Genomic DNA, 25,768 nt, shown 5'->3' on the forward strand with positions numbered 1-25,768 from the left:
TGCCCGCGTACTGGACGTACGTGGGCTTTCGGCCGGTGCGGCGAGAGTGCGTGCCGGGCATCGCGACGCCGCGGACCTCCGTCAGACACCCCCTAATCCACGAACAGCCCGCGGGCGGCGGCCCTCGCGTCGAAGGCCTCCAGCCGCGCCTGGGCGTCCGGCAGCGCGTCCGCCATCGCCTCCAGCAGCACCCGGCCCAGCAGCATCGGCGCACACGCCGTGTCGAAGGCCAGGCCGGTGCCGACCGGTGCCGGAATCAGCAGGTCCGAGTGGCGGGCCACCGGGGCGAAGGCCGAGTCCGCGACCGTCACCACGGTCAGCCCGGCCCGCCGGGAGCGCTCCAGGGCGTCCACGACCTCCCGGGGGTGGCGCGGCAGCGCGAAGCAGAGCAGCGCCGAGGCTCCCGCGCCGACGGCGGCGTCGATCCGGTCCTCCAGCATCGAGCCGCCCTCGTCGAGGAGGCGTACGTCCGGATGCACCTTGGCGGCGAAGTACGCGAACCCGCGCGCCTGCGAGGACGCCGCCCGCAGTCCGAGCACCGGCAGCGGGGTGGAGGCGGCCAGCATCCGGCCCGCCTCCTGGACGGGCGAGGGGTCGGCGAGCATCGCCGCGAGCTGCCGCAGGTTCTCGATCTCGCCCTGCACGGCCTGCTGGTACTCGTTGTACGCGTCCTCGTGCACGGTCTCCGGCCGCTCCGCGGGGGCCACCTCGCGCAGGTGCCGGCGCAGCGCGGGATACCCGTCGAAGCCCAGCGCCACCGCGAACCGGGTCACCGAGGGCTGGCTCACCCCGGCCAGCTCGGCGAGTTCCACGCTCGACAGGAAGGGCACCTCCGCCGCCCCGCGCACCATGCAGTGGGCGATCCGCCGCTGGGTCGGCGTCAGCCGGTGCCCCTCGAACAGCTTCTGCAGCCGCGCGGCCGGGCTGTCGCTCATTCCCGTCCCCTCCGTCCCGGTGAGTTATTCAGTCACCGAGCACTCTGCATGTGGTTATGCAGCACGGCAAGCCGCGACCGCGGGGCGATACGGGGGCTAGCCCCAGTGCCGGGGCCTGCGGTGCTTCCTACGGTGGGGGCATGGACGCGCACGCCGCAGAGCTGAAGAAGGAACTCGATGCCGCGCTGGACGCCCGGCGGGAGCTGGGTCCGGAGTACGAGGCCGCACTGGTGGACTCGTTCGTCGAGAAGGTCGAGACGCAGGTCCGGCGGCGACTCGCGGAGGAACGCCTGTCCGCGGCCCGCGGGGGCCGCCGCCCCGATCCGGAGGAGGGGAACTTCGGCGAACGCTTCGGCTTCGCGATCATCACGCTGGTGCTGGCGATTCCGCTGTCGGCCATCGCCGCCACCCAAGCGCATCTGGCGGGCCTGCTGGTCGCCTGGGGCGGCATCCTGGGCGTGAACTTCGTCCACGCCGCCAAGCGCCTCGGGCGGCGGCGGTCCGCCGAATAGAGCACCGGCGGGCCGGTCCTGGCCCGCACAAGAGAGGTGTGCGGGGACCGCCGCACCCCGGTTGCCCGGGGGCGGGACGACGGCGGTCCCCGCCCAGGACACGGGCCGGGTCAGGGCCGTCCGCATCCGGTGGCGTACACGCGGTCCGGGAGCCGCTCCGGAGGTGCGTGGGAGCGTTTTCCGCTCCTGCCGACGACCACTACTGTGCCGGAGCCGTGTTAAGCCGGTGCTGCCGCTACGTGTCGGGCCCGTACCGTTTGCGCGACATCCCCGCCGGGCCCCGCGCACGCGTCCCGCCCGGCCGTGGGCCGGGCGGGACGACGGCTACTTCGCGGCCTTGGCCAGGAACGCCAGCAGGTCCTGGCGGCTGACGACACCCGTCGGCTTGCCCTCGACCAGCACGATCGCCGCATCCGCCTCGCCGAGCACCGCCATCAGCTCGGACACCGGCTCGCCGGAGCCCACCTGCGGCAGGGGGGCGCTCATGTGCTTCTCCAGCGGGTCGTTCAGGGAGGCCCGCTGCGCGAACAGCGCGGCGAGGAGCTCCTTCTCGACCACGGAGCCGATGACCTCGGCGGCCATCACGTCCGGGTGGCCCGCGCCCGGCTTGACGATCGGCATCTGCGAGACGCCGTACTCGCGCAGGACCTCGATGGCCTCGCCGACCGTCTCCTCGGGGTGCATGTGGACGAGGGAGGGGATGCCGCCCTCCTTGTCGCTGAGCACGTCGCCGATGCGCGCGGAGGGCCCGGCCTCCTCGAGGAAGCCGTGACCGGCCATCCACTCGTCGCTGAAGATCTTGCTGAGGTAGCCGCGGCCGCTGTCGGGCAGCAGGACGACGACCACGTCGTCGGGGCCGAGGCCCTCGGCGGCCTTCAGCGCGGCGACGACCGCCATGCCGCAGGAGCCGCCGACCAGCAGGCCCTCTTCCTTCGCCAGGCGGCGGGTCATCTGGAAGGAGTCCTTGTCGGACACCGCGATGATCTCGTCGGTCACGTTCGGGTCGTACGCCGTCGGCCAGAAGTCCTCGCCGACGCCCTCGACGAGGTACGGACGGCCCGAGCCGCCGGAGTAGACCGAGCCCTCGGGGTCGGCGCCGATGACCTTGACCTTCCCGCCGCTGACCTCCTTGAGGTAGTTGCCGGTACCGGAGATCGTGCCGCCCGTGCCGACGCCCGCGACGAAGTGGGTGATCTTCCCGTCCGTCTGCTCCCACAGCTCGGGACCGGTGGTCTCGTAGTGCGAACGGGGGTTGTTCGGGTTGCTGTACTGGTCGGGCTTCCAGGCCCCCGGCGTCTCGCGCACGAGGCGGTCGGACACGTTGTAATACGAGTCCGGGTGCTCGGGGTCGACGGCGGTCGGGCAGACCACGACCTCGGCCCCGTAGGCGCGCAGGACGTTGATCTTGTCCAGGGAGACCTTGTCAGGGCAGACGAAGATGCACTTGTAGCCCTTCTGCTGGGCCACGATGGCGAGTCCTACACCCGTGTTGCCGCTGGTCGGCTCAACGATGGTGCCACCGGGCTTGAGCGCTCCGCTCTGCTCGGCGGCCTCGATCATCCGTACGGCGATCCGGTCCTTCACGGACCCACCGGGATTGAAGTACTCGACCTTCGCAAGGACGGTGGCCTGGAGGCCTTCGGTCACACGGTTGAGCTTCACCAGCGGGGTGTTGCCGACGAGGCTGATCATCGAGTCGTGGAATTGCACCATGTTCTCCAAGGAGGGGACTCCACGGGTTCTCCGGGAGGCAGGGCCAGAGTATGCGGAAAGGGATTGGCCGACCGTGCGTACGGGGCAGGAAGGTCAACAGGAGCAGGCAGGGAAGCGAGGTGGCCTGAAGGGTGTCCAGGGCGAGAACGGCCCGCCGGATCGCGGCGGGGGCAGCGTACGGCGGGGGCGGACTCGGGCTGGTCGGGGTCGCCGCGGTGGGACTGGTGCTGGCCGAGATGCAGTTCGCCAAGCGCACGGTGGGGACCGGGCTGCCGGATCCGCCGCGCGCGGACGGGCTGTACGGGAGCGAGTTCAGCGGCTCGGCGCAGGGCCCGGGACCGCTACGCCTGGCCATGCTGGGCGACTCCACGGCCGCGGGACTGGGCGTACGGCGGGCCCGGCAGACTCCGGCGGCCCTGCTCGCCTCCGGGCTGGCGGCGGTGGCCGAGCGGCCCGTCGAACTGCGCAACGTGGCCCTGTCGGGAGCCATGTCGGACGACCTGGAACGGCAGGTGGGCCTGCTGCTCGACGGGCCGGCCGGCGAGGGCGGGCCGGCTCCGGACGTGTGCGTGATCATGATCGGTGCCAACGACGTGACGCGGCGGATGCCGCCGACCCAGTCGGTGCGCTGCCTGACCTCGGCCGTGCGCAGGCTGCGGCTCGCGGGCGCCGAGGTCGTGGTCGGGACCTGCCCGGACCTGGGGACGATCGAGCCGGTGTACCAGCCGCTGCGCTGGGTGGCCCGGCGGGTCTCGCGCCAGCTGGCCGCCGCGCAGACCATAGGAGTGGTCGCGCTGGGCGCCCGTACGGTCTCCATGGGAGATCTGCTGGGCCCCGAGTTCGCCGCGAATCCGCGCGAGATGTTCGGCCCGGACTCCTACCACCCCTCGGCCGAGGGGTATGCGACCGCCGCCATGGCCGTGCTGCCGACCCTGTGCGCGGCGCTCGGGCTGTGGCCGGAGTCCGACCGGCTGGACGTGTCCCGGGACGAGGACATGCTGCTGGTGGCGAAGGCGGCGTCGGCCGCGGCCGGCCAGGCGGGCACCGAGGTCACGCCGGCCCGCGGGCCCTGGGCTCTGCTCAAGCACCGGCGCCGTCGGCGGGTGCAGGCCGAGGACGTCACCTCCCCGACCGCCCCTCCCGCGGGCGTCTCCGGCCCGGCCTGACCGGCCGGCCCGGCGGGTGGCCGGGGGAGTTTGGGGAACGGGGACCCGGGGCAGGCCCCAGCAGCGGGCCGCGCAACCGCACACCCGTACGGGCCCGCCCAGGGCCGCGCGCGTGCGGGAGCGACCGGCATCACACCCTCCGCCCGGTGAATTCGACCGTACGGGGCGGTAACTTCGCATGCGGTCCCGCAACGACGCACCCCCCTTGGAGCCCCGATGCCCGAAGCCGTCATCGTTTCCACCGCCCGCTCGCCCATCGGGCGCGCCTTCAAGGGGTCGCTCAAGGACGTCCGCCCGGACGACCTGACCGCCACGATCATCCAGGCCGCGCTCGCCAAGGTCCCGGAGCTGGATCCGCGCCAGATCGACGACCTGATGCTCGGCTGCGGCCTCCCCGGCGGGGAGCAGGGCCACAACCTCGGCCGTATCGTCGCCGTGCAGATGGGCATGGACCACCTGCCGGGCCTCACGGTCACCCGGTACTGCTCCTCCTCGCTCCAGACCTCCCGGATGGCCCTGCACGCCATCAAGGCCGGTGAGGGCGACGTCTTCATCTCGGCCGGTGTCGAGATGGTCTCCCGGTCGGTGAACGGCTCCTCGGACGGCATGCCGGGCACCCACAACCCGCTCTTCGCGGACGCGGAGGCCCGTACGGCCGCCGTCGCCCAGAGCGAGGGCGCCTCCTGGCACGACCCGCGGGAGGACGGCCTGATCCCCGACGCGTACATCGCGATGGGGCAGACCGCCGAGAACCTGGCCCGCCTCAAGGGCGTCACCCGCCAGGACATGGACGAGTTCGGCGTCCGCTCGCAGAACCTGGCCGAGGCCGCCCTCAAGAACGGCTTCTGGGAGCGGGAGATCACCCCGGTCACCACCCCGGACGGCACGGTCGTCTCCGCCGACGACGGCCCGCGCGCCGGCGTGACCCTGGAGGGCGTCTCGGGCCTCAAGCCCGTCTTCCGCCCCGACGGCCTGGTCACGGCCGCCAACTGCTGCCCGCTCAACGACGGCGCCGCGGCGCTGGTCATCATGAGCGACACCAAGGCGCGCGAGCTGGGCCTGACCCCGCTGGCCCGGATCGTCTCCACCGGCGTCACCGGCCTCTCCCCCGAGATCATGGGCCTGGGCCCGGTCGAGGCGTCGAAGCAGGCCCTGAAGCGGGCCGGCCTGACGGTCGGCGACATCGACCTGTTCGAGATCAACGAGGCCTTCGCGGCGCAGGTCATCCCGTCCTACCGGGACCTGGAGATCCCGCTGGACAAGCTGAACGTCAACGGCGGGGCCATCGCCGTCGGTCACCCGTTCGGGATGACCGGTGCCCGCATCACCGGCACTCTGATCAACAGCCTGCAGTTCCACGACAAGCAGTTCGGCCTCGAAACCATGTGCGTGGGCGGCGGCCAGGGCATGGCGATGGTGATCGAGCGCCTGAGCTGAGGCCCTCGTCCCCAGACACCGCAAGGGGTCTCGCTTGATCCCTTGCGGCGTACTGGCGTCGGATCCAACCCCGTCGCGGCCAACCTGTGACCGAATCTCCCCCAGGATGTGACCTATCTCCTGGGGGATCGGCATTTATGCAGGTCAGACGATATGCGGACGGGGGCTTCGGGACGAAAGCCCTGTCCAATTCATGACGTAATGCACTGCATGCCATTCCCAGGTCAGGTCAAGCTGATGTAGGAAGTCGGGGGACCGAATCAATCAGGAGTTAGTCAGTGAGCGCCATGTCTCTTGCCCTGCTGCTGACCACGGCCGCTGCCACGGCCGTGGGCGCTGCTGCGCTGCACGCCGTCCACGGTCTGCGTAAGCAGGTCACGGCCCTGCGCGGCGAGCTGGCCACGCCGGTCCACTCGCGCGGTGCGAGCGTCCCGCACGCCCGCAGCGCCGTGCAGTCCCCCGCCGCCGAGATACGAGCCGCCGTGGCCGAGGCCCTGGCCGAGGAGCGCGAGCGCGAGCTCGCCGAGGCGCGGGCCTTCTGGGCCGCCCAGGAGGCCCGTGACGCCGCCGACGCCTCGCCCCGCCTCGCCGGGGAGGCCCCCAGCGCGCTGCTGGGCGGTCTGCCGGGCTTCGGCGAGGACAGCCCGGTCTTCCTGCCCCGGCAGGCCGATCTGGTGGGTCTGGAGCCCGTCCTGGGCGAGGAGTCCGTGGAGGAGTACCCCGAGGACTCGGCCGAGCTGGCCGCCGCCCGCCGGCGCCACCCCTCGCACCCCGACTTCGTGCCGGTCCAGCGCCACCACGGGGCCGACCACGAGCGCACCGTCAGCCGCCTCGAGGAGCTCGCGGAGGCCCGTACGGCCCTCGCGGACGTCCGCCCCGGCCCGCTGGGCACCCTGGACGTGTACGTGTTCACGGACGGCACCACGCTCTGCATGACCCCGGGGCACCGGGAGACCGCGGAGCGGCTCGCCGAGGCGCTGCGTTCGGGCACCGCGCCGGTGCTGCTGGGCGGCTCGGGCATCTCCGGCGCCTATGCGCTCACCTTCTCCTGCGGTGACGCCGAGGACCCGGACAGCAACGTCTACATCCTCGCGGACCGCGTCATCGCATCGCTCTGACTTCCGCCTGCTCCACCAGGCGCACGGCCTCGTCCAGCAGTTCGGACGGGGCCTTCGCGCTGTCCGGCGCGCGTACGGAGCGCAGCGCCTCGGCGAGGTCCCGCCCGGCCACCGCCACCTGGTCCCCGACGACGAAGATCCCCGCGTCCGGCATCTCGTGCGGCGGGAGGCCCTCCAGGGTCCGCGCCCGCGCGGCGAGCTCGCGGGCCAGCTCCAGCGCCGCGGCGGCGGCTCCTTGCCGGAGGCGGCTCTGCGGCGCGGCCCGCAGCCGGTCGGCGAAACGTTCCACGACGGCGGTCAGGGGCGAAGTATCAAGCACCCGGCCGACCTTACGCGCCGTCCCGGCACCATTGCCAACGGGCGAACTCTCCGGCACGGTGGCGTGAAGAGAACAGCACGGCAAACCTTCCGGAGGCGCCCATGTCCGTAGAGTTCTCCGAGCAGACACACCGGAACATGATCGACAGAATCCCCCAGGCCACCGGTCGTGAGCTCTCCGACTGGCTCCGCACCGTCGACGAAGGCCCCTCCCTCGTCCGGTTCGAGGAGAAGGTCAGCTGGCTGCGCGGCGCGCACGAGCTGTCCTACGGCCAGGCCAAGGCGATCATCCACGAGTACGACCTGCGCAGAGCCGCCCGCCGGTTCGGCTGAGCCCTCCCCCTCGCCCCCCGATCCCTGTTCCCCTCGAACGCGGGAAGGCCCCGCGAGCAGTCGCTCGCGGGGCCTTCCCCCTGCTGTGGGACCGGCAGCCTGCAGCGGCTGCCGGCCCTGCTAGTCGTCGCCCGAGAGGATCTGGAAGATGCGCAGCATCTCCAGGTAGATCCACACCAGGGTCAGCGTCAGACCGAAGGCGGCCAGCCAGGCCTCCTCGCGCGGGGCGCCGTACGCCAGCCCGTCCTCGACCTGCTTGAAGTCGAGGGCCAGGAAGCAGGCACCCAGGATGACGCCGATGGCGCCGAACAGCAGGCCGAGGCCGCCGCTGCGGAAGCCGAGGCCGTCACCGCCGCCGAAGAGGGCGAACAGCGAGTTCGCGACCATGAGCAGGATGAAGCCCATGGCGGCGGCCATCACGAAGCCGGCGAAGCGCCGGTTGACCCGGATCCAGCCCATCTTGTAGGCGAGGAGCACGGCGGCGAAGACGCACATCGTGCCCATCACGGCCTGGATGACGACACCCGGGCTCAGGTAGGTGCTGGTGGCCGCGCTGATGACGCCGAGGAAGACACCCTCCAGCGCCGCGTATCCCAGGATCAGGGCCGGGACCGGCTTGCGCTTGAAGGACTGCACCATGGCCAGCACGAACGCGACGAGCGCCGCGCCGATGCCGATGCCGTACGACTTGCCCAGGTTGGCCGGGTCGACCGGCAGCATGATCCAGGACAGGGTCGCCGTCACGATGAGCGTGCCGAGCGTCATGCCCGTGCGGCTCACCACGTCGTCCATGGTCATCGCGTTCGCGCGGACCGGCGCCTGCGGCATGCCCGTGGCCGGGTCGGTCGCATACGGGTTCGTCGCGTACGGGTTCGTCGCGGTCCCGGCCTGCTGGTGCTGCGCGTCAAACCCCGCGTAGCCACCGGTGTCGCGGCTGAACCCCCGTCGCGAGAAGACCGGGTTGCTGCTCCTCATCTCACTCCTCCGTGGCCACCGAGCGCGGCCTTGCATCAAGAGTAATGCGCTCGCAAAGAAAGCACCCTACTGCTGGAGGAGGATCTTAGGAGAAGGCACGGCACAGCGCAGGGGATAAAGAGCCCGGCCCCTCGCGGCCTACGGAGTGCCCGGAGCCGGACTCGAACCGGCACGGCCCGAAGGCCAGCGAGGTTTAAGCTCGCCGTGTCTGCATTCCACCATCCGGGCAGGGCGTGGCGGCCCCCGTGGAAAAAGCCTTGAACGCTGTGCCGAGCCTATCCGGAACGCCCTCGTCGCCAACGGGCCGTCTATCCGATGTTGTCTGATTTTATTGGCGCTTGAGGGATCGTCAGGCCCCAGAACGCACGGTCCGCCCCTTCTCGGCGACGATCACGCCCGAGCTGGGAATGACGGGATTTCGATGGCCCGCTCCCGGCCCGTCACCCGGCCCGCGCCACCCCGCGCGCCACCCTCACCGCCACCCGCCCGTCGCCCCGCCGCCGCCCCGCGCCGCCACCCCGTCGTCAGGGCCCTGTCATACCAGAGGAGGAGACGGGCCCACCCGCGGTCAGACTCCAGTGGGCCTGGGAACGGGCACCGCGGCTGATCCGGAGCGGGGGTGGGCGCGGCGACGATGGAGGAGTCCCGCAGACCAGCGGACCGCAGCCGCCCGTCCGCAGCCCCGCCCCGACAGGAGTCGCTCCCGTGACCACCATGAACTACGCCCCGCACACCACCCAGGCCGTGGCCGCCCGCGCCACCGGCCTCTCGAAGGTGTACGGCCAGGGCGAGACCCAGGTGGTCGCCCTCGACAACGTCACCGTGGACTTCGCGCAGGGCCAGTTCACCGCGATCATGGGTCCCTCGGGCTCCGGCAAGTCCACGCTGATGCACTGCGTGGCCGGCCTGGACACCTTCTCCGCCGGCTCCGTGCGCATCGGCGAGACCGAACTGGGCTCCCTCAAGGACAAGCAGCTCACCCAGCTGCGCCGGGACAAGATCGGCTTCATCTTCCAGGCCTTCAACCTGCTGCCGACCCTGACGGCCCTGGAGAACATCACGCTGCCCATGGACATCGCGGGCCGCAAGCCCGACCGGCAGTGGCTGGACTCGGTGATCAGCATGGTCGGCCTCTCCGAGCGCCTCTCCCACCGCCCCACCCAGCTCTCCGGCGGCCAGCAGCAGCGCGTGGCCGTCGCCCGCGCCCTGGCCTCCCGCCCCGAGATCATCTTCGGCGACGAGCCCACCGGAAACCTCGACTCCCGCTCCGGCGCCGAGGTCCTGGGCTTCCTGCGCAACTCCGTCCGCGAGCTCGGCCAGACCGTCGTGATGGTCACCCACGACCCGGTCGCCGCCTCCTACGCGGACCGCGTCATCTTCCTCGCCGACGGCCGGATCGTCGACGAGGTGATCAGCCCCACCGCCGACGGCGTGCTGGACCGCATGAAGGCGTTCGACGCCAAGGGCCGCACCAGCTGACCGGGGTCATCCCCAGCCCTCCTCCAGACTTCCAGATCCAGGACTGAGACCCCATGTTCCGTACCGCCCTGCGCAACGTGCTCGCGCACAAGGCCAGGCTGCTGATGACGGTGCTCGCCGTCACCCTCGGCGTCGCCTTCGTCTCCGGCACCCTCGTCTTCACCGACACCCTCGAGAAGTCCCTGTCCGGCCAGTCCGCCAAGAGCTACGAAGGCGTGGCCGTCTCGGTCACCTCGTACGGCCAGGGCCGCGACGAGAACGGCCAGAAGGAGGGCGAGCCCGGCCTCAGCCAGGCGACCCTCGACAAGGTCAAGGCCCTCAAGGACGTGGACTCCGTCTCCGGCCGCGTCTCCGGCTTCGCCGGTGTGGGCGACGAGAACGGCAAGCTGATCGGCGCCGGCTGGTCCAACAAGGGCGCCAACTACGCGCCCGTCAAGGACGGCAAGGACCCGCGCTACGCCTTCGTCCAGGGCGCCGGCCCCGTCAAGGCCGGCGAGGTCGCGCTCGACAAGGCGACCGCGGACGCGGGCAAGTACAAGGTCGGCGACAGGGTCCGCGTCGCGACCAACGGCCCGGTCAAGGAGTACGCCCTCGCCGGTGTCTTCACCACCGAGGACGGCGCCGTCCAGGCCGGCGGCAGCCTGGTGCTCTTCGACACCAAGGTCGCCCAGGAGCTCTACCTCAAGCCCGGCTACTACCAGGAGCTGTCGGTCGCCGCCAAGGCGGGCGCCTCCGCCGACCGGCTGCTCGCCGAGATCAAGCCGCTGCTCGACAGCGAGAACACCAAGGCGCAGACCGGCGCGGCGCTCGCCAAGGAGCAGGCCAAGGAGATCGAGAAGGGTCTGGGCCAGCTGGGCACCATGCTGCTCGTCTTCGCCGGGATCGCGCTCTTCGTCGGCGTCTTCCTCATCTACAACACCTTCACCATGCTGGTCACCCAGCGCACCAAGGAGCTGGCCCTGCTGCGCGCCGTCGGCGCCAACCGCGGCCAGGTCATGCGCTCGGTCCTCGCCGAGGCCCTGGTCGTCGGCACCCTGTCCGCCGTCATCGGCCTGGTCAGCGGCGTCGGCCTGGCCGTGGCCATCCGCTCCCTCATCGGCTCCTTCGGCGCCAAGCTCCCCGGCGGCGCCCTCGTGATCGCGCCGGGCACCGTGGCCGCGGCCCTGGTCGTCGGCATCCTGGTCACCACGATCGCCGCGGTGCTGCCGGCCTGGCGCACCGGCCGGATCGCCCCGGTCGCCGCCATGGGCAGCGCCCACCTGCCGGCCAGCGCGAAGTCCCTGGTGCTGCGCAACGTCATCGGCTCGGTCATCGGCGTCCTCGCCGTCGGCCTGGTCCTGCTCGGCGTGTCCATGGGCAAGGACGAGGGCCGCATGGTCATCGGCGCGGGCGCGTTCTTCATGCTCATCGGCATGATCGTGCTGCTGCCGCTGCTGTCCAGGCCGGTCATCGCCGCCGTCCGCCCGCTGCTGCAGAAGGTGTTCGGGGTCCCCGGCAAGCTGGCCGCCCAGAACGCCGTCCGCAACCCGCGCCGCACCGCCGTCACCGCCGCCTCCCTGGCGATCGGCCTGACCCTGGTCACCACCCTGTCGGTGCTCGGCATCACCGTGGGCAAGGTCGTCGACCGGATGAGCACCGAGAAGCTCAGGGCGGACTACCGGGTCTCCATGGCGAGCGACATGGGCGGCCTGGACAAGTCGGTGGCCGAGACCCTGGCCAAGGCACCCGGGATCAAGGCGGTCTCCCCGCAGGCGGCCGGCTACTTCATGGTCGGCGAGGACTTCCGCTCGGCCTCCGGCGTCAACCCCGCCACCATCGGCCAGATGCTGAACATCGAGGTCACGAGCGGTTCGCTGGACAGCCTCGGCAAGGGCGAGCTGGCCGTCGCCGAGAAGACCGCGAAGAAGCAGAACCTCGCCGTCGGCTCCACCCTCCAGGTCCGGTACGACGACGGCAGCCAGGGCACCCTGAAGGTCGGCGCGGTCTACAAGGACATGGACGGGCTGCTCTCCCCGTACGTCATCGACAACAAGATCCTCAGCGAGCACAGCGAGGAGCAGTACGTCCGCGAGGTGTACGTCAACGTCGACGGCGGGGAGTCCGCGGCCGGCCAGCAGAAGGTCGTCGACGCCCTGGGCAAGAACCCGGCGATCACCGTCGCCACCCAGCAGGACATGCGCAACGAGATGGGCGGCATGATCAACACGATGCTGAACATCATGTACGGCCTGCTCGGCATGGCGCTGATCATCTCGGTGCTCGGTGTGGTCAACACCCTGGCGATGTCCGTCTTCGAGCGGACCCAGGAGATCGGCATGCTGCGGGCGATCGGCCTCGACCGGAGCCGGGTCAAGAACATGATCCGCCTGGAGGCCGTGGTGATCTCCCTCTTCGGCGCGGTCCTCGGCGTCGCCATCGGCGTCTTCCTCGCCTGGGCCGTGGGCACCACGCTGGCGAACGCCATGCCGAACTACGAGCTCGTCCTCCCGTGGGACCGGATCGGGATCTTCCTCCTGCTGGCCGCCGTGGTCGGTGTCCTGGCCGCCATGTGGCCGGCCCGCAGCGCCGCCCGGCTGAACATGCTCACCGCCATCAAGACGGAGTAGCGGAGCGGCTGTTCCCTGATGCACGAAGGGCCCCGGGGCACGCGCCCCGGGGCCCTTGCCATGGGCCGTACGGGACGTCAGGCGCCGCCCCAGGTGCGCAGCCGCAGCGGCAGCCCGGAGTCCCCGGCCGCCCCGGGGCGCACCGCGAGGACCTGGTTGACGCCGAGCCGGCCGTGCTCGAAGCCGAGCGCGGAGGCCGCCATGTACAGCAGCCAGACCCGGGCCCTGCCGGGCGAGGTGAGGCGCACGGCCTCGTCCCAGTGGGCCTGCAGGCGGGCCACCCAGGCGCGCAGGGTCAGCGCGTAGTGCTCGCGCAGCGCCTCCACGTCGCGGACCTCGAAGCCGGCCCGCTCCAGCTCGCCGACGGTGCTGCCGAGCGGTGAGAGCTCGCCGTCGGGGAAGACGTACGCGTCGATGAACTCGTCGATCCGGTAGGCCTCTTCGTCGGGCTCCGGGGGCCGGGCGATCTGGTGGTTCAGCAGGCGGCCGCCGGGGCGCAGCAGGGCGTGCAGGGTGCGGGCGTACTCGCGGTAGCGGTCGGCGCCGACGTGCTCGGCCATGCCGATGGACGAAATGGCGTCGTACGGGCCGTCCTTGACGTCCCGGTAGTCCTGGACGCGGATCTCCACGCGGTCGGCCAGGCCCTCCTCGGCGACCCGCTTGCGGGCGTACGCGGCCTGTTCGCTCGAGAGCGTGATGCCGGTGACCTGGACCCCGTATTCCCGGGCGGCGTGCAGGGCCATGGAGCCCCAGCCGCAGCCGACGTCCAGGAGGCGGGCGCCGGGCGTGAGGGCGAGCTTGCGGCAGACCAGGTCGAGCTTGTCGCGCTGGGCCTCCTCCAGGGTGGCCCCGGGGCTCCAGTAGGCGCAGGAGTACACCATGGACGGCCCGAGCACGTGACCGTAGAACTCGTTGCCGACGTCGTAGTGGTGGCTGACGGCCGCGCGGTCGCGGACCTTGGAGTGTATGGGCCCGCTGCGGCGGGGGGCCTCCTCGGACGGCGGGGCGGGCGCGGGCCACGGCCGGGCCAGCGTGGCGAGGTCGCGTACGGCGGCCCGCGCGGCCGGGTCGCGCAGCAGGGCGAGGGTGCTGCCGGCGCGGGCGAGCCGGGCGTGCTTGGCGGGGGCGGTGGGCGCGGCGGCGGCCTCCCGCTCCCAGAGCAGCCCGGCCACCCGGTCGAGCAGGTCGAAGAGGTCGCCCTCGACGACGAGGTCCCCGGCGACCCAGGCGCGCGCCAGCCCCAGCTCGCCCGGCTTCCACAGCATGCGGCGCAGGGCCCGGCGGTGGGTCAGCACCAGCGTGGGACCGGTGGGGGCCCCGGCCTCGCTGCCGTCCCAGGCCCGTATGCGGACGGGCAGCGGGGCGCCCAGCAGGGTCTCGGCTAGTGCGGCCAGCCGCGGCGCGGCGTCGGTCATCGTAGGCACCTCCAGAAAGCTCCGACAGAGCGGCCTACCCATTCGCGGGGCGGGACATGCCGAAGGGGCCGCCCGCACCACGGATGGCGGGCGGCCCCTTCGGGGACGTGCTGGGGGTGTTCCGGTCAGGCCCGGGTCAGGAGGCCTTGGCCTTCTGGGCCGGCGCCGCGGCCGCGGCGGGAGCCGGGGCCGGCTTGGCGGCCTCGTAGAACTCCTCGCGCGGGGATTCCAGCGCACCGAGGGAGACGACCTCGCGCTTGAGGAACATGCCGAGGGTCCAGTCGGCGAAGACGCGGATCTTGCGGTTCCAGGTCGGCATGGCCATGCCGTGGTAGCCGCGGTGCATGTACCAGGCGAGCCGGCCCTTGAGCTTGATCTTCATCTTGCCCATGACGATCATCGCGACGCCCTTGTGGAGGCCGAGGCCCGCCACCGCACCCTTGTTGGAGTGGGCGTAGTCGGTCTGCGGGAAGCCCCGCATGCCGGAGATGACGTTGTCGCCGAGGACCTTGGCCTGGCGCAGCGCGTGCTGGGCGTTCGGCGGGCACCAGGCGTTCTCCACGCCGGCCTTGCGGGCGGCGAGGTCGGGCACCTGGGCGTTGTCGCCGGCGGTCCAGATGTAGTCCGTGCCCTTGACCTGGAGGGTGGGCTCGGCGTCGACGTGGCCGCGCGGGCCCAGCGGCAGGCCGTAGCGGGCCAGCACCGGGTTGGGCTTGACGCCCGCGGTCCACACGATGGTGTTGGAGTCGACCTCGAGGCCGTTCTTCAGCACCACGTGGCCGTCCACGCAGGAGTCCATGGAGGTGTTGAGGTAGATCTCGATGCCGCGGGACTCGAGGTGCTCCTTGCCCCAGGTGCCGAGCTTGGGCCCGACCTCGGGAAGGATCTTGTCGGCCGCGTCGACCAGGATGAAGCGCATGTCCTCGCGCTTGATCGTGGCGTAGTACTTCGCGGCGTCGCGGGCCATGTCCTCGACCTCGCCGATGGTCTCCGCGCCGGCGAAGCCGCCGCCCACGAAGACGAAGGTGAGGGCCTTGCGGCGGACGTCCTCGTCCGTCGTGGACTCGGCCTTGTCCAGCTGCTCGAGTACGTGGTTGCGCAGGCCGATGCCCTCTTCGACGCCCTTCATGCCGATGCCCTGTTCGGCGAGGCCGGGGATCGGGAAGGTGCGGGAGACGGCGCCGAGCGCGATCACCAGGTAGTCGAAGGGCAGCTCGTACGCCTCGCCGACCAGCGGCGTGACGACGGCGACCTTGCGGTCCTGGTCGATGCTGGTGACCCGGCCGGTAAGTACCTCAGCCTTGGGCAGCACGCGTCGCAGCGGGACGACGACGTGCCGAGGCGAGATGCTGCCTGCGGCCACTTCGGGGAGGAAGGGCTGGTAGGTCATGTACGAGCGCGGGTCGACGACCGTGACGGTCGCCTCGCCGTAACGCATCTTCTTCATGATGCGCTTGGCTGCGTACAGGCCTACGTACCCACCTCCTACAACGAGGATCCTGGGACGCTCCGTGGTGCTCATGGAACGAGTATCCAGCACCCAATGGGGTGTCGCTCGTGAGCCCCTTCACAAGGTGTCGGAAGGCCTCTGCTACACTCCGCCGCCCACGTGACGGAGGTCATGGCGCGCAACGGGAACCACGGTGTAACGGGAGTCGTTGTTCACCCGTCCTGAACTGGCCTCCAGGCCTTCAACCGGACTGGACCACCGGCCTTCGTCCATACCTCCGACACGGAACCCGTCGCGTCCGCCGATCGCACGAACGGGCACGAAAAAGGGCCTGAGAGCCTCGGGAAGGGCCCCGAAGGCCCTTCCGTTGGCCCATCAGGCCTCTTTTCCTTGTGAAGAACTTCACGAACTTCGTGTGGATCACGGCGTCCGGGACCCCTCGGAGGGCCTTTCGGGACCCCCCGAGCCCCTCTCGAAACCCCCTACGCCCCCTGGCCCACCCGCCGTTCGGCCTCTTCGCGCCGCACCGATGCGTGTACCGATGTTCAGCGGTCCGGCAGGCCGGAACGCTGCTCGTCGGCCTCGACCTCTTCCGCGGCCTTGATCGCGATGCCGTCGAGGATGTCGTGCTCGGAGACGATGACCTCCGAGGCGCCGATGCGCTCCATGATCGCCAGGAGGACCAGGGCGCCGGCTCCGATCACGTCCACCCGGCCCGGGTGCACCACCGGGATCGCCAGGCGCTCGGCGTGGGTCGTCGTCAGCATGCGGCCGGCGATCTCGCGGACCTGCTCGTAGGAGATCCGGGAGTGGTGGATCTCCGACGACATGTACTCCGGCAGCCCCAGCGCGATCGCCGCGACCGTGGTCACCGAGCCCGCCAGGCCCACCAGGGTGCGGGCCTCGGCCAGCGGGACCGTCTCGGCGGCCAGGTCCAGCGCCGCCTCGATGTCGGCCCGTATGGCCGCCACCTGCGCCTCGGTCGGCGGGTCGCTGACGACCCCGTCCTGGACCAGGTGGCGCTCGGTCATCCGCACGCAGCCCACGTCCACGGAACGGGCCGCCCGCACGTGCTCCTCGCCGACCACGAACTCGGTCGAGCCGCCGCCGATGTCCACCACCAGGAACGGCCGCTCCAGGTGGTCGTGGGCGGTGAGCTCCTTGGTGGCGCCGGTGAAGGAGAACTCCGCCTCCTGCTCCCCGGAGATCACCTCGGGCTCGACGCCCAGGATGTCCAGGACGCCCTGGACGAACTCGGCACGGTTCTCCGCGTCCCGGGAGGCCGAGGTCGCCACGAAGCGGACCTTCTGCGCACCCAGCTCCTTGATGACCTCCGCGTACTCGCGGCAGGCCGCGAAGGTGCGCTCCAGCGCCTCCGGGGCGAGCCGCCCGGTCCTGTCCACGCCCTGGCCGAGCCGGACGATGGTCATCCGCCGGTCCAGTTCGACCAGGTCGCCGGTGGCCGGGTCGTAGTCCGCGACCAGGAGGCGGATGGAGTTCGTGCCGCAGTCGACGGCCGCGACCCGGGTCACTGCGCCTCTTCCTTCTTCTGCGCGCACGGGGTGACGCAGGCGCCCTTGGCCCACCACTCCGGCAGCATGGCGAGGGCCTCGTCGCCGAACGGGTTCACGCCGGGGCCCGCGGCCAGCGAATGGCCGACCAGCACGTGCAGGCACTTGACCCGGTCCGGCATCCCGCCGGCGCTGGGGAAGCCCTGGAGCACCTCGATGGCGTCGCGGCGCCGGATGTAGTCCTCGTGCGCGGCCCGGTAGGCGGCGGCGAGTTCGGGGTCCTCGGCGAGCCGGGCCTGCATCTCCTTCATCACGCCGTTGGCCTCGAGCGTGCCGATCGCGGAGGCCGCGCGCGGGCACGTCAGGTAGTACAGCGTCGGGAAGGGGGTGCCGTCGGGGAGCCGCGGCGCGGTCTCCACCACGTCCGGCTGGCCGCAGGGGCAGCGGTGGGCGATGGCGCGCAGCCCGCGCGGCGGGCGGCCGAGCTGCTGCTCGAACGCCTCGATGTCCGCGTCGGTCGGCTCGGTCCGGTCGGTCTGGGGCGGGGGCGTCTGCATGCCTGGAGTAAGTCTCTTCGTTTCGGTGTGCTGGGAGTGTGGGTCAGTCGCCCGGGCGGTCGGCCTTGTCGACGCCGTCCCAGACGTTGGAGTACCAGGGACGGTCGGAGCCGGCCTGGCCGGTCCGGTGCCGCTCGGCGGCCGCCTGGGCCCCGGGGTCGGTCATGATGTAGCCGATCTCCCCCGGGCGCAGGAAGTGCAGGTGCTTGCGCGCCTGCTGCTCGGCGTAGGCGTCGTCCTGCCAGCGGGCCTTCTCGTCGCGGAGCCGCTCCAGGCGCTCCCGCGCGGCGGCTGCGGCCCGCTGCTGCTCCGCGATCTCCGAACGCTGGGAGACGTACTGGCGCATCGGATACGCGAGGGCGACGACCAGGGTACAGAGGACGAGCACCAGCAGCGCGGCCCTGCCGGTCAGCCGGCTGCGGCGGACCTGGCGGCGCGACTGCGAGCGGTAGACGTGGGCGGCGGTCCGCTCGCCGAGCTGCTTGAGCCTGGTCGCGGTGGAGAAGGTGGAGAACCGATCCCGGTTCCCGGCCATTGGTCCGCCTCCCCTGTGTACGCACTACGCAATACGTCCCCGCACACGGTACGGGACCGAGTGCGGGGACGTACGGAGGCAGAGCGTGATTAGCCCTTGCCGCGCTTACTGGTTCGCCGGGCGAAACCGCGGGAAGGCGCTGCGGCCCGCGTACACCGCGGCGTCGTCGAGGATCTCCTCGATGCGCAGCAGCTGGTTGTACTTGGCGACGCGGTCCGAACGGGCCGGGGCGCCGGTCTTGATCTGACCGCAGTTCACGGCGACGGCGAGGTCGGCGATGGTGACGTCCTCGGTCTCACCGGAGCGGTGCGACATCATGCACTTGAAGCCGTTGCGCTGGGCCATCTCGACGGCGTCGAGGGTCTCGGTCAGCGAACCGATCTGGTTCACCTTCACGAGCAGGGCGTTCGCGGAGCCCTCCTCGATGCCGCGGGCCAGGCGCTCGGGGTTGGTGACGAACAGGTCGTCGCCGACGATCTGGACCTTGGCGCCCAGGCGGTCGGTGATGGTCTTCCAGCCGGCCCAGTCGTCCTCGAACAGCGGGTCCTCGATGGAGACGAGCGGGTACGCCTCGACGAGCTCGGCGTAGTAGTCGGTCATCTCGGCGGCCGAGCGGGACTGGCCCTCGAACTCGTACTTGCCGTCCTTGTAGAACTCGGACGCGGCGACGTCGAGGGCGAGCGCGATGTCCTTGCCCGGGGTGTAGCCGGCCTGCTTGATGGCCTCGATGATGAGGTCGAGCGCGGCGCGGTTGGACTCCAGGTTCGGGGCGAAGCCGCCCTCGTCACCGAGACCGGTGGACAGGCCCTTGGTGTGCAGGACCTTCTTGAGGGTGTGGTAGACCTCGGCGCCCCAGCGCAGCGCCTCGGAGAAGGACTCCGCACCGATCGGGGCGATCATGAACTCCTGGATGTCCACGTTGGAGTCGGCGTGCGACCCACCGTTGAGGATGTTCATCATCGGAACGGGCAGCAGGTGCGCGTTCGGGCCGCCGAGGTAGCGGAAGAGCGGGAGGTCCGAGGCCTCGGACGCGGCGTGCGCGACGGCGAGGGACACGCCGAGGATGGCGTTGGCGCCGAGCGAGCCCTTGTTGTCGGTGGCGTCCAGGTCGAACATGGCCTGGTCGATCAGGCGCTGCTCGGTGGCGTCGTAGCCGACGAGCTCCGGGCCGATCTGCTCGATGACGGCGAGGACGGCCTTCTCGACACCCTTGCCGAAGTAACGGTTGGGGTCACCGTCACGGAGCTCGATGGCCTCGAAGGCACCGGTGGAGGCGCCGGACGGAACTGCAGCACGGCCGGTGCTGCCATCGTCGAGGCCCACCTCGACCTCGACCGTGGGGTTGCCTCGGGAGTCCAGGATTTCCCGGGCTACGACGACGTCGATGGACGGCACGAGCATCTCCTTCTGGGATGTGACGCTGGGTGTGCGGTGGCATCAGGCCGTGGGATGGCCTTGCCGCCTAGAGCCTAACCGGATCCGGGTGCTCGACCAGCCGACCGCCCGGGTCCTGGGACGAAAAAGGGACCGAATACCCCTCTTCCGGGACATAGGGCTCCGGATCCGAGCGGTCCGATCCGCACGGCCGTGTCCGCGCACACGCCGCCGCCCGGCGCGTGGGGGGAGACGCGCCGGGCGGTGGGGAGGGTGCGTGCCGCGGGAGCTGCCGCGGCTATTGCCGCGGTGTTCAGCTGAGCTTCAGCTTCTGACCCGGGAAGATCAGGTCGGCGTCCGAGACGATGTCCTTGTTCAGCTCGAACAGCTTCTCCCAGCCGCCCTGGACGCCGTTGGCCTCGGCGATGGTGCCCAGGGTGTCACCGGACTTGACCTCGTACGAGCCGTTGCCGGTCTTCGGGGCCGGGGCCTCGGAGCGCTCGGAACGGGTGGTCGGAGCCTCGGAGCGCTTCGTCTCCTTCTTCGGCTCGGTCTTCTTCGGCTGGGTCTTCTTGGGCTCGGTCTTCTTCTCGGGCTTCGGGGCGGTCTCGGTCGAGCCGCCGCCGGTGTAGGAGGAGTTCGACAGGCCCTTGCCGCAGTGCGGCCAGGCGCCCTTGCCCTGGCCCTTGAGGACCTTCTCCGCGACGGCTATCTGCTGGGCCTTGGAGGCCTGGTTGGCCTGCGCGGCGTACGCCTTGCCGCCGTACGCGGCCCACGTGGAGGACGAGAACTGCAGGCCGCCGTAGTAGCCGTTGCCCGTGTTGATGGCCCAGTTGCCACCGGACTCGCACTGCGCGACCTTGTCCCACTCGGAAGCGGTGGCGGCGCTGGCGGTGCCCGCGGCCATCAGGGGGGCGGCGACGGCCACACCGGCGACACCGGCGAGCGTGACGAGGCGGGCGGTGCGCTCGATGGCGGTACCGCGGCGGTGCTTGCCCTTGCCGGAAAGCAGCATGGAGATTCTCCTCACCGACGCCTGCGAGGTGAGCTGTCGGGTTCGGGCGAGTGAGTTGCCCGGCCGTGCGTCCAGCGCACGTCTTGACCCCTAGCCGGTGGCGTGACCGTCTCTCAACGGCCGCTCCCGGCACCTACCTTGGTTCCCCCGCTCCTGCCTTCGGCGCTTGACGCGACGACTGTTCCCCCCGTCCGCCGGCAGGATTCGGCGATGCGGTCGAAGGAGCTCGCGGTGGCGAGCGATTCAGAAGGTAGACAGGTCCCTCCCCGATGTTCAACGAGCCCCATCGGGGAGAAACAGGCCCTACTTGCGCTCTTCGTACGGGTGTTTGCGCAGGTGAGGGCGGGGTTTGCGGAAGCTCCCGGGCGGGACACGCCAGTTGACCGGAAGAGACACATGTCTCACTTGCAGGAAACGGACAATCAACTCTTTACGGCCGCCCGAAGTGCCCTTATTCGGCGGTTAGATCCAGGTTCTGTCCGGGCTTGATCAGATCGGCGTCTCCGCCGATGACCTGCTCATTGGCCTTGTAGAGCGCGTTCCAGCCGCCCTTGAGTCCGTTGGCGTCCGCGATGGCGGCCAGGCTGTCGCCCGATTTGACCGTGTAGGTGGGCTCGGACGGGGTATCAGATGCGGCCGGCACCTCGACGGCCGGCGCACCGCGGTGCTTGCCGCTGCCGTCGGGGGCCGTCGCGGGCGGCGCGGTGGAGTCGGCCGGGGCGCCCGGGGTCGCCGGGGCCGTCGGGTCCGCCGGTGCCGTCGGGTCCGCCGGGACCACGGGGGCGCCCGGGGTCACCGGGGGCAGGCCGGGGGCGACCGGCGGCGCGGTGGTCTCGCCGGGCTGGACGGGGGTGGTCGGCGCGGTCGGGTCCACCGGGGCCGGAGCGGTGGAGGGGGCGTCCGGGGAGGGCATGACGGGCAGTCCGAGGGAGGGCGCCAGCGGGCCGTCGGGGAGCGCGTACGACGGGGTGCCGGAGGGGCTCGGCGCGGGGTGCGTCGGAGCACCGAAGTCCGTGGGCGCCTTGCCGGGGCCGGTGGTGGGCACGGTGTCGTCCGGGCGGGAGGGCGCGGTCGGGGTCACGGAGCCGCCGGGCAGGCCGGGGTCGACCTCGGCGGCGGCGCCCTGTCCGTCCAGCCCGGCCGAAGCCGCGCACAGCGGCCAGGCCTGCGGGCCCTGGGAGGCCAGTACGCGCTCGGCCACGGCGATCTGCTGGGAACGGCTCGCCAGGTCGGCCCGCTCGGCGAAGTCGAGGCCGCCCGCGTTCTTCCACTGCTCCTGGGTGAACTGCAGGCCGCCGTACTGGCCGCTGCCGAAGTTCGCACTCCAGGCGCCACCGCTCTCGCACTCGGCGACCTTGTCCCACGTGGACGTGTCGGCCGCACTGGCGTTGGTGGCGGCGAGCAGCGGCAGGGCCAGCGCGGAGCCGGTGACTCCGGCGGTGACGACTATCGCGGGCACCTGACGGGGCCGTCTGTGGCGGCCGTTCCCGGAACGCATGAGGCTGCACCTTTCGCATAACGGCTGGGTAACGGCAGAACCTAGCGGCCTTCGAACGGTTGTCACAACTCCGGTCGGCGGCTGACTTCCGGTCAGTTGTGCTTCAGACGTTTCGGGGTGTGAAGCGCACGGGAAGGGTGCGCAGGCCACGCATGATCAGTCCGCCGCGCCAGCGCAGCTCCGCGGGCGGAACAGCCAGTTCCAGATCTGGCAGACGCGTGAGCAAAGTCGCAAGCGCCGTCTGTCCTTCAAGTCGCGCGAGCGGAGCGCCCAGACAGTAGTGGATGCCGTGGCCGTACCCGAGGTGCTGGTTGTCCGTCCGGGACAGGTCGAGGGTGTCCGGCTCGGCGAACCGCCCGGGGTCGCGGTCGGCGGCCGCGAGGACGACCAGGACCGGATCCCCGGCCGCTACCGACTGCCCGCCGAGGGTGAGCGGCTCGGTGGCGAACCGCCACGTGGCCAGCTCCACCGGGCCGTCGTAGCGCAGCAGTTCCTCGACGCCGGTCTCCAGCAGAGCGCTCTCGCCGGCCGCGAGCGAGGCCTGGAGGCGCTCGCGCTCGCCGGGGTTCATGAAGAGGGAGTGGACGCCGTTGCCGATGAGGTTCACGGTGGTTTCGAAACCGGCGAAAAGCAGGATGAAAGCCATGGCCGTCGCCTCGGCCTCCGTCAAGTGGTCTCCGTGGTCGCTTGCCCGGATCAGATCGGAAATGAGGTCATTGCCCAGATCATCCCGCTTGCGGTGGATGAGCTCTCCGAGATAGGTCCGCATCTGCTTCACGGAACGGGCGACGCCGCCGCGCGGACCCCCGCCGTGCCGGATCATCATCCCGGCCCAGTCGCGGAAGTCGTCCTGGTCCTCTCGCGGTACGCCGAGCATCTCGCAGATGGCGTAGATGGGGAGCGGGAAGGCGAACTCGTGGATGAGGTCCGCCTCCCCCCTCCCCGCGAACCCATCGATGAGGTGGTCGGTCAGCTCCTGCACCCGCGGGGTGAACTCGGCGACCCTGCGCGGGGTGAACGCCTTCGACACCAGCCGCCGCAGCCGGGTGTGGTCCGGCGGGTCGATGTTGAGCAGGTGGGTCATCAGCTCCGCCTTGCGCTCGCCCGGGATCCCGGTCTTGCCCTTGGCGTGGGCGGGCTCGGCGTGGTGCGCCGGATTCTTGCTGAGCCGCTGGTCGGCGAGGGCCTGGCGGGCGTCGGCGTACCGGGTGACCAGCCAGGCCTCGACTCCGCTGGGGAGCTTGGTGCGGTGCACCGGGGAGTGCTCGCGCAGCCAGGCGTAGGCCGGATAGGGATCGGTCGCGAACTCCCAGTCGAACAGGGTCGGTCCCCCGCCCGAAGGGGAGGCCGAGGAGGAGGCCGAGGGAGTGTCTGCGGAGGCTGCGGGGGTCTGCTCGTGCACTCGATGACCGTATCCCGGCCGCCGGCCCCCATCCCATATGGGGTGCTTCGTCGCGGCTGTCCGTAGATCCGCCGTCGCTTGACCTCGACTTCCCCGACATTCCTACTTTCGGTTTTGTGGATGTGAGGATCTTGAAAAGCAGCTTCGCGGTGGTGGAGAGACGGGCCGAGCACGCGGTCAAGTTCTTCTACTCCCACCTCTTCTGGCACAACCCCACCGTCCGTGAACTCTTCCCGGCCTCCTTCGAGGACATGGAACGGCAGCGGGACCGGCTCTTCGCCGCGCTCACCCACGTGATCGCCCACCTGGAGGACGACAGCCTCGTCCCCTATCTCCGCGACCTGGGCCGCGACCACCGCAAGTTCCGGGCCGGGCCCGAGCACTACGCGGCCGTGGGCACCAGCCTGCTCGCCGCCCTCGCCGAGACCTCCGGCGAGGCCTGGACCCCTCGGGTGGAGAAGGCCTGGGCGGAGGCGTACCAGGTGATCGCCGACACGATGCTGGCCGGCGCCGCCGCGAGCACGGACCCGCCGTGGTGGGACGCCGAGGTCGTGCGCCACCTCCAGTACGGGCAGGACATCGGCGTGCTGACCCTGCGGCCGCACGCACCCTTCCCCTATCTGCCCGGCCAGTACGCGAGCGTCAGCAGCGAGCGCGTCCCGACGACCTGGCGCACGTACTCCCTCGGCAACGCCCCCCGCCCCGACGGCACGCTGGACCTGCACGTCAGCCGCATCGAGCGGGGGCGGCTGAGCACCGCGCTGGTCCGCGACGTGCAGCCGGGCGAGAGGCTGCGGCTCGGTGCGGCGGGCGGGCAGCTGACCTTCCGGCGCGCGGACCGCCCGGCCAGCCTGATCGCCGCCGGCACCGGCTGGGCCCCGATGCGGGCCATCGTGGAGGACCTCGCGGAGCGCCCTCCCGACCAGGACGTACGGCTCTTCGTGGTCGCGCGGGACGCCGCGCACCTGTACGACCGCCCGCTCATCGACGCGTACGCCGACGCCTGCCCCTGGCTCGCCGTCACCTACATCACGCCGGCGCCCGGGCAGCACCGCAACGAGGCCACCGGCCGGCTGGCCACCGCGCTCGGCACCCGGGGGCTGTGGCCGGAGCAGGACGTCTACCTCAGCGGACCGCCGCTGTTCGTCGAGGAGACCGCCCTCCTGCTGGAGGAGCTGGGCGCCGACCCGGGCCGGATCTTCCACGACGAGGTACCCGCCGCCGGAAGGGGCCACGGCCCGAACGGCCGCCCGCTGGGCTTCGGCGAGTGGTTCCTGAACCGCCCCTCGCCGCACTGGCACAACCCCGCGGGCCGCTCGCCGCGGGACTGCTGAGCCCCCGCAGCGGATTCTCTACGGCCGGGGTCCGGGGTGCTGCCGGGGGTACCAGGGCCGCGCCCTAACCGCCGAGGCCCTCCGCGGCCCGGATCGCGTCCCGGTAGACGCGGGCCGCCGCACGCAGCGCGGTCTCGGGGTCGATCCCCGCCGCCTCGGCGCGTGCCGCCAGCTCCAGCAGCTCGTACCCGATGCCCTCGCCCCGGGGCAGTTCCACGGGCACACCGCCCGTACGGACCCGCCCGGCGAGCTTGGCCGCGAGCGCGAGCCCCGGCTGGCCCAGCGGAATCCCGTCCGTGACGGACTCCCGGCGCTTCTCGGCCGCCTTGGTGCGCTGCCAGTGCGCGCTGACCTCTTCCGGGGTCTCGGCCTTCTCGTCACCGAAGACGTGCGGGTGCCGGTGGATCAGCTTCTCGACGAGGGTCCCGGCCACGTCGTCGATGGAGAACGCCTCCTCGTGGTCCTCGGCGATCCGGGCGTGGAACACCACCTGGAGCAGGACGTCCCCGAGCTCCTCGCGCAGCTCCTCCCGGTCCCCGGCCTCGATGGCCTCGACCAGTTCGTACGCCTCCTCGATCGCGTACTTGGCCAGGCCCCGGTGGGTCTGCCGGGAGGTCCACGGGCACTCGCGCCGTACCCGGTCCATCACCTGGACCAGGTCGAGCAGGCGGGCGCCCGGCAGGTCGTAGGAGCCGGGCAGCAGTTCCAGGTCGGGCATGGCGACCCGGCCCGAGCCCGCCAGGCGGGCCAGCCCGTCGGTGAGCCGCTGGTCGCCCTCGCCGCTCAGAAGCACCACGACCGTGCCGCCGCCGGCGCAGGCCCCGACCAGCTCCTGTGCGTCCGGGCGCTCGTGGAGCACCTCGACGCCCGCCTCCCGCAGGTACGGGAGCTGCGGGTGGCCGGGGTCGGCGCACAGCACCCGGTCCGCGGCGTGCAGCGTCCGCCACGCGGGCCAGGACAGCACGCCGGGGGCGACCCGGTGGCTGGTGGTCAGCAGGACGATGCGGCCGGTCGCCTCGGCGGCGGGCTCGGCCGTGGTGGATTCGGAGGGGTCGTGGTCGGTCACCCTCCGAACCTACCTCCGC

Annotated in this window: 22 protein-coding genes, 1 tRNA gene and 1 riboswitch; of the genes, 8 read left to right on the plus strand and 15 right to left on the minus strand. The window is 71.5% G+C overall.

What is annotated here, in order from left to right; all coding sequences use genetic code 11:
* Positions 1–92: 92 nt before the first annotated feature.
* Positions 93–935, minus strand: coding sequence for a MurR/RpiR family transcriptional regulator (locus ACZ6I1_RS05115; protein ID WP_469283253.1), 843 nt, complete (start codon positions 933–935; stop codon positions 93–95).
* Positions 936–1,075: 140 nt separating this feature from the next.
* Here ACZ6I1_RS05115 and ACZ6I1_RS05120 point away from each other — a divergent pair, with 140 nt between their 5' ends.
* Entirely contained in the window at positions 1,076–1,447 is a 372-nt protein-coding gene (locus ACZ6I1_RS05120) for a hypothetical protein (RefSeq protein ID WP_469283255.1), read from the plus strand.
* Positions 1,448–1,771: 324 nt separating this feature from the next.
* Here the strand turns inward: ACZ6I1_RS05120 and ACZ6I1_RS05125 are convergent, their stop codons facing one another.
* Positions 1,772–3,157, minus strand: a complete 1,386-nt coding sequence (locus ACZ6I1_RS05125; RefSeq protein ID WP_469283794.1) for a cystathionine beta-synthase — start codon at positions 3,155–3,157, stop codon at positions 1,772–1,774.
* A 134-nt stretch (positions 3,158–3,291) separates the two neighbouring features.
* Between ACZ6I1_RS05125 and ACZ6I1_RS05130 the strand changes: the two genes are divergently transcribed.
* The 3 genes from ACZ6I1_RS05130 to ACZ6I1_RS05140 all read left to right on the plus strand — a co-directional run bounded on the left by ACZ6I1_RS05130 (position 3,292) and on the right by ACZ6I1_RS05140 (position 6,881).
* Positions 3,292–4,326, plus strand: a complete 1,035-nt coding sequence (locus tag ACZ6I1_RS05130) for an SGNH/GDSL hydrolase family protein (protein WP_469283257.1) — start codon at positions 3,292–3,294, stop codon at positions 4,324–4,326.
* Positions 4,327–4,542: 216 nt separating this feature from the next.
* Positions 4,543–5,763, plus strand: coding sequence for an acetyl-CoA C-acetyltransferase (locus ACZ6I1_RS05135; protein WP_469283259.1), 1,221 nt, complete (start codon positions 4,543–4,545; stop codon positions 5,761–5,763).
* A 287-nt stretch (positions 5,764–6,050) separates the two neighbouring features.
* Entirely contained in the window at positions 6,051–6,881 is an 831-nt protein-coding gene (locus tag ACZ6I1_RS05140) for a hypothetical protein (RefSeq protein ID WP_469283796.1), read from the plus strand.
* Here ACZ6I1_RS05140 and ACZ6I1_RS05145 read toward each other — a convergent pair.
* Positions 6,865–7,200: a hypothetical protein gene (locus ACZ6I1_RS05145; RefSeq protein WP_469283261.1), complete on the minus strand. Its 336-nt coding sequence runs from the start codon at positions 7,198–7,200 to the stop codon at positions 6,865–6,867. The genes ACZ6I1_RS05140 and ACZ6I1_RS05145 overlap by 17 nt on opposite strands.
* 101 nt (positions 7,201–7,301) lie before the next feature.
* Here ACZ6I1_RS05145 and ACZ6I1_RS05150 point away from each other — a divergent pair, with 101 nt between their 5' ends.
* Positions 7,302–7,532 carry a DUF4287 domain-containing protein gene (locus tag ACZ6I1_RS05150; RefSeq protein ID WP_069920555.1) on the plus strand — a complete coding sequence of 77 codons (231 nt, stop codon included), beginning with the start codon at positions 7,302–7,304 and terminating at the stop codon, positions 7,530–7,532.
* Between the two features lie 120 nt (positions 7,533–7,652).
* Here ACZ6I1_RS05150 and ACZ6I1_RS05155 read toward each other — a convergent pair whose 3' ends face one another.
* Together ACZ6I1_RS05155 and ACZ6I1_RS05160 are read right to left on the minus strand one after the other, a co-directional pair.
* Positions 7,653–8,507, minus strand: a complete 855-nt coding sequence (locus ACZ6I1_RS05155; protein WP_469283264.1) for a Bax inhibitor-1/YccA family protein — start codon at positions 8,505–8,507, stop codon at positions 7,653–7,655.
* 146 nt (positions 8,508–8,653) lie between these two features.
* A tRNA-Leu gene (locus tag ACZ6I1_RS05160) sits at positions 8,654–8,735 on the minus strand.
* Positions 8,736–9,221: 486 nt separating this feature from the next.
* On the opposite strand from ACZ6I1_RS05160, the gene ACZ6I1_RS05165 reads away from it, so the two are divergent.
* Both ACZ6I1_RS05165 and ACZ6I1_RS05170 read left to right on the plus strand, forming a co-directional pair.
* Positions 9,222–9,986: an ABC transporter ATP-binding protein gene (locus tag ACZ6I1_RS05165; RefSeq protein ID WP_469283798.1), complete on the plus strand. Its 765-nt coding sequence runs from the start codon at positions 9,222–9,224 to the stop codon at positions 9,984–9,986.
* A 53-nt stretch (positions 9,987–10,039) separates the two neighbouring features.
* Positions 10,040–12,592: an ABC transporter permease gene (locus ACZ6I1_RS05170; RefSeq protein WP_469283265.1), complete on the plus strand. Its 2,553-nt coding sequence runs from the start codon at positions 10,040–10,042 to the stop codon at positions 12,590–12,592.
* Positions 12,593–12,669: 77 nt separating this feature from the next.
* Here ACZ6I1_RS05170 and ACZ6I1_RS05175 read toward each other — a convergent pair whose 3' ends face one another.
* The 9 genes from ACZ6I1_RS05175 to ACZ6I1_RS05215 all read right to left on the minus strand — a co-directional run bounded on the left by ACZ6I1_RS05175 (position 12,670) and on the right by ACZ6I1_RS05215 (position 23,349).
* On the minus strand, positions 12,670–14,007 hold the full coding sequence (locus ACZ6I1_RS05175) for a class I SAM-dependent methyltransferase (protein WP_469283268.1): 1,338 nt from the start codon (positions 14,005–14,007) through the stop codon (positions 12,670–12,672).
* Between the two features lie 136 nt (positions 14,008–14,143).
* Positions 14,144–15,529: an NAD(P)/FAD-dependent oxidoreductase gene (locus ACZ6I1_RS05180; protein ID WP_469283270.1), complete on the minus strand. Its 1,386-nt coding sequence runs from the start codon at positions 15,527–15,529 to the stop codon at positions 14,144–14,146.
* Positions 15,530–16,002: 473 nt separating this feature from the next.
* Positions 16,003–16,989, minus strand: a complete 987-nt coding sequence (locus tag ACZ6I1_RS05185; RefSeq protein WP_469283272.1) for a Ppx/GppA phosphatase family protein — start codon at positions 16,987–16,989, stop codon at positions 16,003–16,005.
* The gene (locus ACZ6I1_RS05190) at positions 16,986–17,525 is read right to left on the minus strand and encodes a DUF501 domain-containing protein (RefSeq protein ID WP_469283274.1); all 540 of its coding nucleotides are present in this window, start codon (positions 17,523–17,525) and stop codon (positions 16,986–16,988) included. Before ACZ6I1_RS05190 ends, ACZ6I1_RS05185 begins: the two co-directional genes overlap by 4 nt.
* A gap of 43 nt (positions 17,526–17,568) precedes the next feature.
* A complete protein-coding gene (locus tag ACZ6I1_RS05195; RefSeq protein ID WP_384225154.1) occupies positions 17,569–18,060 on the minus strand; it encodes an FtsB family cell division protein in 492 nt (163 codons plus the stop codon).
* 105 nt (positions 18,061–18,165) lie between these two features.
* Positions 18,166–19,461 carry a phosphopyruvate hydratase gene (gene eno / locus ACZ6I1_RS05200; RefSeq protein WP_469283276.1) on the minus strand — a complete coding sequence of 432 codons (1,296 nt, stop codon included), beginning with the start codon at positions 19,459–19,461 and terminating at the stop codon, positions 18,166–18,168.
* Between the two features lie 286 nt (positions 19,462–19,747).
* Positions 19,748–20,449: a transglycosylase family protein gene (locus ACZ6I1_RS05205; RefSeq protein ID WP_469283279.1), complete on the minus strand. Its 702-nt coding sequence runs from the start codon at positions 20,447–20,449 to the stop codon at positions 19,748–19,750.
* A gap of 3 nt (positions 20,450–20,452) precedes the next feature.
* A riboswitch (cyclic di-AMP (ydaO/yuaA leader) is annotated at positions 20,453–20,624 on the minus strand.
* Between the two features lie 276 nt (positions 20,625–20,900).
* Positions 20,901–21,947, minus strand: a complete 1,047-nt coding sequence (locus ACZ6I1_RS05210) for a LysM peptidoglycan-binding domain-containing protein (RefSeq protein WP_469283282.1) — start codon at positions 21,945–21,947, stop codon at positions 20,901–20,903.
* 103 nt (positions 21,948–22,050) lie between these two features.
* On the minus strand, positions 22,051–23,349 hold the full coding sequence (locus ACZ6I1_RS05215) for a cytochrome P450 family protein (RefSeq protein ID WP_469283284.1): 1,299 nt from the start codon (positions 23,347–23,349) through the stop codon (positions 22,051–22,053).
* A 122-nt stretch (positions 23,350–23,471) separates the two neighbouring features.
* Between ACZ6I1_RS05215 and ACZ6I1_RS05220 the strand changes: the two genes are divergently transcribed.
* Positions 23,472–24,683 carry a globin domain-containing protein gene (locus tag ACZ6I1_RS05220; protein ID WP_469283286.1) on the plus strand — a complete coding sequence of 404 codons (1,212 nt, stop codon included), beginning with the start codon at positions 23,472–23,474 and terminating at the stop codon, positions 24,681–24,683.
* 64 nt (positions 24,684–24,747) lie between these two features.
* Here ACZ6I1_RS05220 and ACZ6I1_RS05225 read toward each other — a convergent pair whose 3' ends face one another.
* Complete coding sequence (locus ACZ6I1_RS05225) at positions 24,748–25,749, minus strand: nucleoside triphosphate pyrophosphohydrolase (RefSeq protein ID WP_469283289.1); 1,002 nt, start codon at positions 25,747–25,749, stop codon at positions 24,748–24,750.
* Between the last annotated feature and the right edge of the window lie 19 nt (positions 25,750–25,768).

The sequence above is a fragment of the Streptomyces sp. NPDC046303 genome, assembly GCF_055588085.1.